Here is an 8,757-nt window from a genome sequence, read left to right on the forward strand (position 1 = left end):
GGAGGCGACTCTCTCGTAGAGAGACAGGAGGCGACTCTCTCGTAGAGAAGAAACGTAGTCTCTCTCAAAGACTTCTCGCCCACCCTTTGATTTTCAGGCGCAATTTCTACATTTGGACACAAATCCAATAAATACGGATCCCAACAGACTTCAGGTTTATAGGCGCGGGTGCGCTTCGGGGCTTTTCTTAGAGATAGTGCGGCATGGGCCGCAGATGAAGTTTACGGGTCCTGAAGGTGTATTATGGAACCGAATACCGAAGAACGTATTCCTGAAGAAGATATTGACTCCAAAACAGGCTTCGCACAAGAAGCAGACGCTTTCCTGAAGGAAATCGCCGCCAACGGGGATTCTGCAGACGAAGATTTTGCCGAAGAAGAAGCCGACGAGTCGTTAGTCACTTTCGACGACCTCGGACTCTCGCCAGAAGTCCTCGAAGCCGTCAAGATGGCCGGGTACGAAACTCCCTCGCCCATCCAGGCCAAGGCAATCCCTGCGTTGTTGCAGGGCGAGAACCTGCTGGGTACCGCCCAGACCGGCACCGGCAAGACAGCCGCATTCGCCCTGCCGCTCCTTTCGCGAATCGATTTCAACGGCCACGAGACATCCGTCCTCGTACTGACTCCTACCCGCGAGCTTGCCATCCAGGTTGCAGAAGCCATCCAGCAATATGCCGTCAAGATGCCGAAGGTCCATGTCGTCCCCGTCTACGGCGGGCAGGACATCGCCATCCAGTTGCGAGCCCTCAAGCGCAAGGCGAACATCATCGTCGCCACGCCAGGACGCCTCATCGACCACATCAAGCGCGGCTCCATCGTCCTTTCAGGAGTCAAGGCCATCGTACTCGACGAAGCCGACGAAATGCTCGACATGGGATTCATGGAAGACGTCGAGACCATCCTCAAGGAAATCCCGGCCGACGCCCAACGCGCGCTGTTCAGCGCCACCATGCCCGACGACGTGAAGAAGATTATCGACCAGCACCTCGGCGATTACGAAGAGGCTCGCATAGAAGGCAAGACGACCACGGTCGAAAACATCCGACAGCGTTTCTTGCTCGTCCGCAGCGAGAACAAGATCGAGGCGCTCGCCCGCGTCTTGGAGGGCGAGGAATTCGACGGCGTCCTGATTTTCGTGCGCACCAAGCAGAACACCACCGAAGTCGCCGAGAAACTCGAGAGCCGCGGTTTCACCGTCGCCCCCCTCAACGGCGACCTCGCGCAGACAATGCGCGAACGAACCATCAACCGCCTCAAGATGGGCAAGCTCGATATCGTCGTCGCGACCGACGTCGCCGCACGCGGTATCGACGTAGACCGCATTTCGCTCGTAGTGAACTACGACATTCCCTACGACACGGAATCCTACGTGCACCGCATCGGGCGCACCGGTCGCGCCGGTAGAAGCGGTGACGCCATCCTCTTTATCACTCCCCGTGAGCGCCGCCTGCTCAAGGCCATCGAGAAGGCGACACGCCAGCCCATCGAGGCCATGGCGCTCCCGACATCGGAACAGATCAGCGCGAAGCGCGTCTCCGCATTCAAGGAAAAAGTCAAGAGTGTCATCAGTTGCGGTGAACTGGAACAGTTCAAGGAACTCGTGCAGGACATGGTAAACGAGAGCGCAACCGAAGAAGATGCCGAATCCGTCTCCGCGGTCGACATCGCTGCCGCGGCCATCAAGATGTACCAGAAGAAGCAACCGCTGTTTCCGGAACTCGCTCCGCTCGACACGCCCAAGGACCGTCGCGAAAGAAACCGCAAGGACAGGGATGCCGAATTCGAAGGCGACGAAAAGCCTCGCGACCGCAAGGAAAGAAAGGAAGGCGCCAACGGTGTCGAGGAAGGATTCCTGCGATACTACCTGGCAGTCGGCCGCCTGAACCGCGTGACGCCAAAGGACATCGTGGGCGCCATCGCCGGCGAAGGCAACATCAGCAGCAGCCTCATCGGGCGCATCAAGCTGTTCAACAAGTTCAGCACCGTCGAACTGCCCGAGACGCTTTCCCAGGACGTGCTGGACCATCTTTCCGAAATGACCATCCGCGGCAACGACGCACGCTTCCGCGTCATGACGGACGAACCGCCCGAAGGCCCGCTTCCTGGCACACGCCCCCGCGAATCCAAGAGTTTCCACCGTGGCAAAAAGTTCGAAACGGAACGGCCCCACGAAAATCGCAAGGCCCGCAGGGCGCGGATGTTTGCAGACCGCAAACCCGAAATGTACGAAGACAAGCCCTTCCGCGAAAAGTCCGGCGACAAGCCGTTCCGCAAGACGCGACGTTTCGGCAGGCACTAGTTTCGCGACGGTCCTAGTAAGCGAAGCTTTTATTGAACTGCGCGACGTTCTTGATGAACCGCACGACGGTTCTAAAGTTCTACGACATCGTCGCAGAGCTCGACGACCGCCTTGCGGTGCGTAATGAAAATCATCGTCTTCTGCGGGAACGCCTCGAAAATGCGGCGGAAAAGTTCGCGTTCCGTCTTCTCGTCCAGCGACGAGCTTATTTCGTCAAGCAACAGGACGGAACCATCGCGCAGTAGCCCGCGGGCGATGGCGATGCGCTGCGCCTGCCCTTCGCTGAGGCCGAGCCCGCGTTCACCGAGTTCGGAATCGAGGCCGTCTGGCAACTCTTCCACGAATTCAGCACAAGCCGTATGCAGCACCTTGCGCAGTTCCTCCTCGGTCGCAGAAGGCTTTGCGACTTGCAGGTTATAGCGGATGCTTCCGCTCATCAGGGAATTGCCCTGCGGCACGAAGACGAAATTTTCGCGGGTCGTCTCGTCCGCAACGAAACCTGCGTCACCTCGGTTCTGCCAGACGAGAATCCTTCCCGACTCCGGCTTCACGAACCCGAGAATCAAACGGAACAACGTGGTCTTGCCGATGCCGGTCTCGCCCATGAGCGCCGTCTTGCTGCCGGGTTCAAAGACATGGCTGAAACATTCAAGAATTTGACGGTCCCCCTTCGCATAGCGGAAAGAGACGTTCTCCACGCTGATTCCAACACGTGGCATAGGCGGATGGTTGCCACCTTCCGCAACAGCCTCGGACCCTTCCTCCAGTTCCTCGAGCCGCTCGATGCTCGCCGTCGAATGTATCACCTGCGGCGTCATGTTCAACAGCTGCAGAATCGGATGCTGTATCTGCCCGACCAGTTGCAAGAAAGACGTCATCACGCCGAAGGTAATCGTACCGTGGTAAAGGCCGAGACCGCCCCAGACAAACGCCGCGAGGTAGCCGCCACCGAAAGCGAGGCCGAGCATGAACCGCGTAATCACCGAGAAACGCGTACGGCGCAGCACGTTGCCCTTGAGTTCCTGCTGCATGGAATCAAGGCGGTCGGCCATCCACTGTTCGCTGCCGAGAGAACGCAGCACGGCATTGTATTCAACACCCTCCTGCACATGCATCTGGATGCGGCTTTCCTTTTCGCGGATATCGAGAGTCATGCGGCGCAGGCGCCTCGCGACGAACTTCCCGAGGACAATGGCGAGCGGCGTAAAAATCACGAGCGCCCAGGCAAGCCACGCGTCAAAGAACCGCATGAGCAAGAAGGCGCCCAACAGCTGAATCGCCGTCACCACCATCTGCGGCAGCGTATCGGCGACCACGCCCGAAACAGAATCGATATCTTTCGAGAGTCGCGAAGTCACGTCGCCGGAATGGAGTTCCTTTTCGTCGAAAAGCCGCCTGGAAAAAAGCTTCGCGAACAAATTCAGCCTGAGTTCGTTCGACTTGTAGGTCGTCGCGACTGTCGTCATGTAATAGTAGACCTGGCGCAGCAATATGCGGCCAACGACCGTGAGCGCGAGCAGGACAATCATCTGCACGACATCTTCCCTGCTCCCGGTGTGTATAGTCTCGTCAATAAATCGCTTGGAGAGCCATACCATCAAAAGTCCGAGCACGACCTGCGCGGTACCGAACACGATACGGACGCAACTGTTCAGGCGCGTCCCCCGTGTATTCCGCCACAGCCATGCTACGTACTTCATTCCAACACGCCGACCTTCTGCCACTCGGCCACGATGGCCGCGACATCCGTGCGCGCCTGTTCCGGCGAAACATCGTATTCACCGCAAAGGGCTTCCGCAAGGCCATCGACCGTAAATTCACCCGCGTCCATAGCGCGATTCCACAGCCATGCCGCCGTCTCGTTCAGGCAAAGCAGTTTCCCGAAATCGAGGGCGCCGAGGCCCTCGCCCATAATCACCTGCTCGCCGCAAACTTCACGCAATACAAAGCCTTTCTTAATTTTCATAAAATACCTTCTCGTACACGCGATATGCTAAAAGTAACCATTTTCGCACCGGACGCAGGCGTACCCACACCCAAGCCGCAGCCCGGCGCAGCGGATTGCCGAAAGAACGGCGTTTTCCGCGGGCGTTCACCGCATGCGTCGCAATCGCCCTCACATCGGCAACCTTGCAACGTTCCACGCCAACGAGGTTACCGTCGCCCATGACCGTCACAGCGTCGCCTTCAATTCGGATAACGCGGTGCACCACGTAGCGCGAGCCGTCCACGAACGCGAGCACGATATCGCCGACCTTCACCGCCTCGGGCTTCACAAGCACCACGCTTTCTTTGCCGCCCACGATAAACGGGAGCATGCTCCGCCCCGCGACCGGGAAGGTCACGCTTACGCCGTCATCGACCAGCCTTATCGCCTCGGCAATTATCTGCGCATCGTCAATCACTTGCTCTCACCTTTCACCGTTTCAAAACAGAGCCTTGCAGCCTCTTCGTCGGGCAAGCATTCCAGATGCCAGACCTTCACGCCCATGGCAAGCGCATTCTCGGTCGCGTGCAAGCCGTCGGCCACGGCACGGTCCCAGCGCTTCCCCGAAATACTCGGCACCAGTGCGGCATACGCCTGCACGCCACCCAGCCTTACAATCTTGTTGTACGGCGCCTGGCTCAGCAAGACGATCCCGCCCAGCTTCACCGCGACATTCCTGTAGCAGGGAGTCTTCCCGCTCCAGGGCGACCCGTAAACCCACGCCCCGTCCGGCTGCAGGCGCACCACGGGATTGTCGTCGTTCACGAGTTCCGAACCTTCGACATGGCGGAGCCAGAGCCGCGCATGCGTACTCTTGCCCGTACCGCTCTTGCCGAGGAACATGTAGCCGCGGCCACCCTGGCTCACGATAGCCGAATGGAACAGCGCCGTCCCCGAGCCCGCCGTCGCAAGCGCATACATCACCATCATCGAATTGTTCACGGCAAACTTGTCTGCCGCACCCGCAAGGTAGAGCGTCCCGCGGCGGTACCGGTCACTGCAGACGAGCGTCCCGGTCAACCTGCTGCCGAGAAAGAATTCAAAGACCGAAGAACCGTCCGCCGTGTGGCCGCAAACGATTTCCTGGCCTTCGTCCTGCTGGCGAGTTTCTTCGGCAAACTCGATCTTCGCGCCGGAATCCTGCACCTCTACCGCAAACGCCACGCCGTCGCACGGCTCGACCGCAAACGGCTCGTAGTTGTCGAGCAGCGGACGGATATCCCTGTCCGTGCCAATCGAGAACACATGTCCCGCCACCTTGAAAAAGTTCGTCATGGTCAAGCTCCCGCCGCAAAAGGCAAATACTGCGAAAGGTCGGGCTTCTTCACGCTATCGGGCTGCACCACGGCAATTGTGTATCCGCTTCTCCCGAAAACATCCCGGACGATTTCGAGAACCTCGGCTTCTTCCATTTTCAAGATTCCCTCGACGGAAGCCTCCATCGGATGGAATCCTCCCAAGTGCAACGTCTGCTCGGCAAGGCGCATCATCCTCTTTTCCGGGAAGTCCGCCCCCAGGCGCAGCGAGCCTACCACGTTCGCCTTCGTGCGTTCAAGTTCATCCTTCGCAAAGCCGTTTTCCAAAAAGCCCTGCGTCTCCGCAATCGCAAGCGCCAAGGCCTTCTTGAGCTGGCGCGGTTCAGTCGCGAGCGAAACGCCCCAGTCCATGCAGTCGCGGTAAACGTCCACGGTCGAATACACGGAATACGCAAGCCCGTTCTCTTCGCGAATCTTCTGGAAGAGCCTGCTCGCCATCCCGGCCCCCACGGCCACGTTGAACAGCGAAACCGCATAGCGCGTCTTCTCGTCAAGCTTTTCGTAACCGAAGCTCGTTCCCCAGAACAAGTTCGACTGCGTAATGTCCTGCTTGCCCACGATCTTGATGCTGCCGCGGCTCCTGTACTCGTCGTGCGGAAACACCTTCCCGCGTTTTTTGCGCTTGAACTTCTTCGCGCACAAGTCCACCAGTTCGTCGTGATCCACCTTGCCCGCCGCGCACACGACAATCGGGAAATCCTCGAGCACCTGGCGTTCGTATTCCCACATCTGCTCCAGCGTCAACGAACGAACGTCGCGCGCCTTGCCCGTAATGGAATGCGCAATGCCGCAACCCGCAAAGTGTGCCGCGTTGAACACGTCGCCCGCCAGTTCCTCGGGAATATCGTCGTAGCTGTGGATCTCCTCGACAATGACCTTGCGTTCCTTTTCCATGTCGGACTTTTCGAAGCGCGGGTTCATGAGCATGTCGGCAATCACGTCTACCGCGAGCGGCACGTCTTCGGCGACGACGTTCGCGTAAAAGCCCGTCTCCTGGCGCGTCGTGTACGCTTCCAGGTTACCGCCGCGGTCCTCGACGCTTCGCGCGATATCCAGGGCGGAACGGTTTTCCGTGCCCTTGAAAACAAGATGTTCGTAAAAATGGCTCAATCCAAATTCGTCCGCCTTCTCGTGGCGGGATCCGCGCGGGAGCCACGCCCCCACGGACGCGGAATAGGCGTGCGGCATATAGTCCGTCTGCACGACAACGCCGTTCGGCAACTCCGTGCGCCGGTAAACAGTTTTCTGGGAGTTCTTCATCACGGGGAAATTTAGAAAAGCACACATGGCCTTGCCGACCGTCGCGTATTCAAAAAAGTCCCCCGCCGTTCTACCGGCAGGGGACAATTTCTCGCGTTTTCGCTAAGTCAGGACTTAAGCAGCCTTCACGACTTCGACGACCTTGGCAAATGCTTCCGGATCGGCGACGGCGGTTACACGACCGCACGCTCATTACATCGGGAACCGAGACCTCCGGTATTTCGCATGCTCTCGCCTACATCGCCAGCTTACGCCTGGCGACTCCGGCTCACCATGGCCATCGCCTTAATCCGCACAAAAAAGCACCCTGCAGAGCAGGGTGCAATTTCTCGCGTTGTGCTAACAGCAGCTATTAAGCAGCCTTCACGACTTCGACGACCTTGGCAAATGCTTCCGGATCGGCGACGGCCATGTCCGCGAGAACCTTGCGGTTCATCTGGATGTTGGCCTTGGAAAGCTTGTAAATGAACTGGCTGTAGCTGATGCCGTGTTCACGGACGGCGGCATTGAGGCGGACGATCCACAGGGAGCGGAACGTGCCCTTCTTGTCGCGGCGGTGAGCGTAGGCATACTGACCAGCATGGGCTACGGCGTCAATGGCAAGGCGAAGGTTCGACTTGCGACGGCCATAGAAACCCTTGGCGGCCTTGAGGATTTTTTTGCGGCGTTCGCGGGAAGGAACTCTGGTTTTAGCGCGTGGCATTCTTACTCTCCTTATGCTACTACAAGCAGACGCTTGACGTGATAGGTATCGACCTTCTTGACGAGTGCACCCTTACGAAGGTTGCGCTTACGCTTAGTGGTCATCTTGGCTTGAATGTGGCGCATACCAGCGCGCTTGAACTTGACGTGGCCGGAACCCGTCACGCGGAAGCGCTTCTTAGCACCGCTGTGTGTTTTCATTTTAGGCATTTGTACCTCGTAGGTTAATGTTAAGCCTCACCTGCTGCCTTTGGCTCGGTTGCGGGCTTCGGTGCCTGGTCGGGCTTTTTGGCCTGACCCGCACCACGTTTAGGACCGTAGATAGAAAGCATCGTGTTGCCTTCCACCCTCGAGTCCATTTCCAGATCGCCGTACTGGAGCAAGTCTTCCTTGGCTCGTTCCATCAGGCGCTTGCCGTAATCCATGTGCGCCATCTCGCGCCCACGGAACTGCATGATAAGCTTCACCTTCATACCGTCCTGCAAGAACTCAGCCGCCTGCTTGATCCTGTACAGGTAGTCGTTCTCCGCAGTCTTCGGATGCATCTTGATTTCCTTCAGCTTCACCACGTGCTGCTTGGCCTTGGCAGCCTTCGCCTTCTTGACCTGCTCGAACTTGTACTTGCCGTAGTTGATGATGCGGCAGACAGGCGGCTTCGCATTCGGGGAGACTTCCACCAGGTCCAGTCCGGCGTCCTTCGCCATCTGCAGTGCCTTGCTCGTCTCGATGATGACGGCCTCGCCATCTTCCTTCACGAGACGTATCGGGGAGATACGGATATCTTCGTTGGTACGGGTCCCATCGCTGGGACGGTTAGGCATGCGACGATCGCGCGGATTGGGATACAAGTATGACCTCTGTATGAATGTTAAACGTGGGCGAAAATTTAGCAAGTTTTAAATAATTTTCCAATACTTTTCGGAAAACCCCTTTAAAAACAGGCTTTTTTTTGTACATTTGGACTAAATTGCGGCGGTAGCTCAATGGTAGAGCCTTAGCCTTCCAAGCTAATGGTTGCCGGTTCGATCCCGGTCCGCCGCTCTTGGACCTCCCTTTGGGAGGTCTTTTTTTGCACCATTTTGAAGGGGGACGCCTCCCCCTCGCTCCAGCTACGCCGTCATGGCGGGCCGCGACCCGCCATCTAGCCGCATCTTCCGCTACCCCCTCTCCTGAACTGACCCCAAAAAGTTGGAC

At 58.0% G+C, this 8,757-nt stretch carries 9 protein-coding genes and 1 tRNA gene; 2 read left to right on the plus strand and 8 right to left on the minus strand.

Annotated features, from left to right (window positions below; genetic code table 11):
• The first annotated feature begins 243 nt into the window (after nt 1-243).
• Nucleotides 244-2,298, plus strand: coding sequence for a DEAD/DEAH box helicase (locus B3M32_RS12085; RefSeq protein WP_290747250.1), 2,055 nt, complete (start codon nt 244-246; stop codon nt 2,296-2,298).
• Between the two features lie 71 nt (nt 2,299-2,369).
• Here the strand turns inward: B3M32_RS12085 and B3M32_RS12090 are convergent, their stop codons facing one another.
• The 8 genes from B3M32_RS12090 to infC form a co-directional block, all read right to left on the minus strand.
• Nucleotides 2,370-3,998: an ABC transporter ATP-binding protein gene (locus B3M32_RS12090; protein WP_290747251.1), complete on the minus strand. Its 1,629-nt coding sequence runs from the start codon at nt 3,996-3,998 to the stop codon at nt 2,370-2,372.
• Entirely contained in the window at nt 3,995-4,264 is a 270-nt protein-coding gene (locus tag B3M32_RS12095; protein ID WP_290747253.1) for a PqqD family protein, read from the minus strand. The genes B3M32_RS12090 and B3M32_RS12095 overlap by 4 nt, the downstream gene beginning before the upstream one ends.
• Nucleotides 4,254-4,703: a S24/S26 family peptidase gene (locus tag B3M32_RS12100; protein WP_290747254.1), complete on the minus strand. Its 450-nt coding sequence runs from the start codon at nt 4,701-4,703 to the stop codon at nt 4,254-4,256. Before B3M32_RS12100 ends, B3M32_RS12095 begins: the two co-directional genes overlap by 11 nt.
• The gene (locus B3M32_RS12105) at nt 4,700-5,560 is read right to left on the minus strand and encodes a hypothetical protein (protein WP_290747256.1); all 861 of its coding nucleotides are present in this window, start codon (nt 5,558-5,560) and stop codon (nt 4,700-4,702) included. The genes B3M32_RS12100 and B3M32_RS12105 overlap by 4 nt, the downstream gene beginning before the upstream one ends.
• Before the next feature lie 2 nt (nt 5,561-5,562).
• The gene (locus B3M32_RS12110; protein WP_290747258.1) at nt 5,563-6,861 is read right to left on the minus strand and encodes a M16 family metallopeptidase; all 1,299 of its coding nucleotides are present in this window, start codon (nt 6,859-6,861) and stop codon (nt 5,563-5,565) included.
• A gap of 352 nt (nt 6,862-7,213) precedes the next feature.
• The gene (gene rplT / locus B3M32_RS12115; protein ID WP_072812868.1) at nt 7,214-7,564 is read right to left on the minus strand and encodes a 50S ribosomal protein L20; all 351 of its coding nucleotides are present in this window, start codon (nt 7,562-7,564) and stop codon (nt 7,214-7,216) included.
• A gap of 11 nt (nt 7,565-7,575) precedes the next feature.
• A complete protein-coding gene (gene rpmI / locus B3M32_RS12120; protein WP_072812865.1) occupies nt 7,576-7,773 on the minus strand; it encodes a 50S ribosomal protein L35 in 198 nt (65 codons plus the stop codon).
• A 20-nt stretch (nt 7,774-7,793) separates the two neighbouring features.
• On the minus strand, nt 7,794-8,384 hold the full coding sequence (infC, locus tag B3M32_RS12125) for a translation initiation factor IF-3 (RefSeq protein WP_173554866.1): 591 nt from the start codon (nt 8,382-8,384) through the stop codon (nt 7,794-7,796).
• Between the two features lie 148 nt (nt 8,385-8,532).
• On the opposite strand from infC, the gene B3M32_RS12130 reads away from it, so the two are divergent.
• Nucleotides 8,533-8,604, plus strand: a tRNA-Gly gene (locus B3M32_RS12130).
• Nucleotides 8,605-8,757 lie beyond the last annotated feature (153 nt).

This window comes from Fibrobacter sp. UBA4309 (assembly GCF_002395745.1).
Lineage (GTDB): Bacteria > Fibrobacterota > Fibrobacteria > Fibrobacterales > Fibrobacteraceae > Fibrobacter.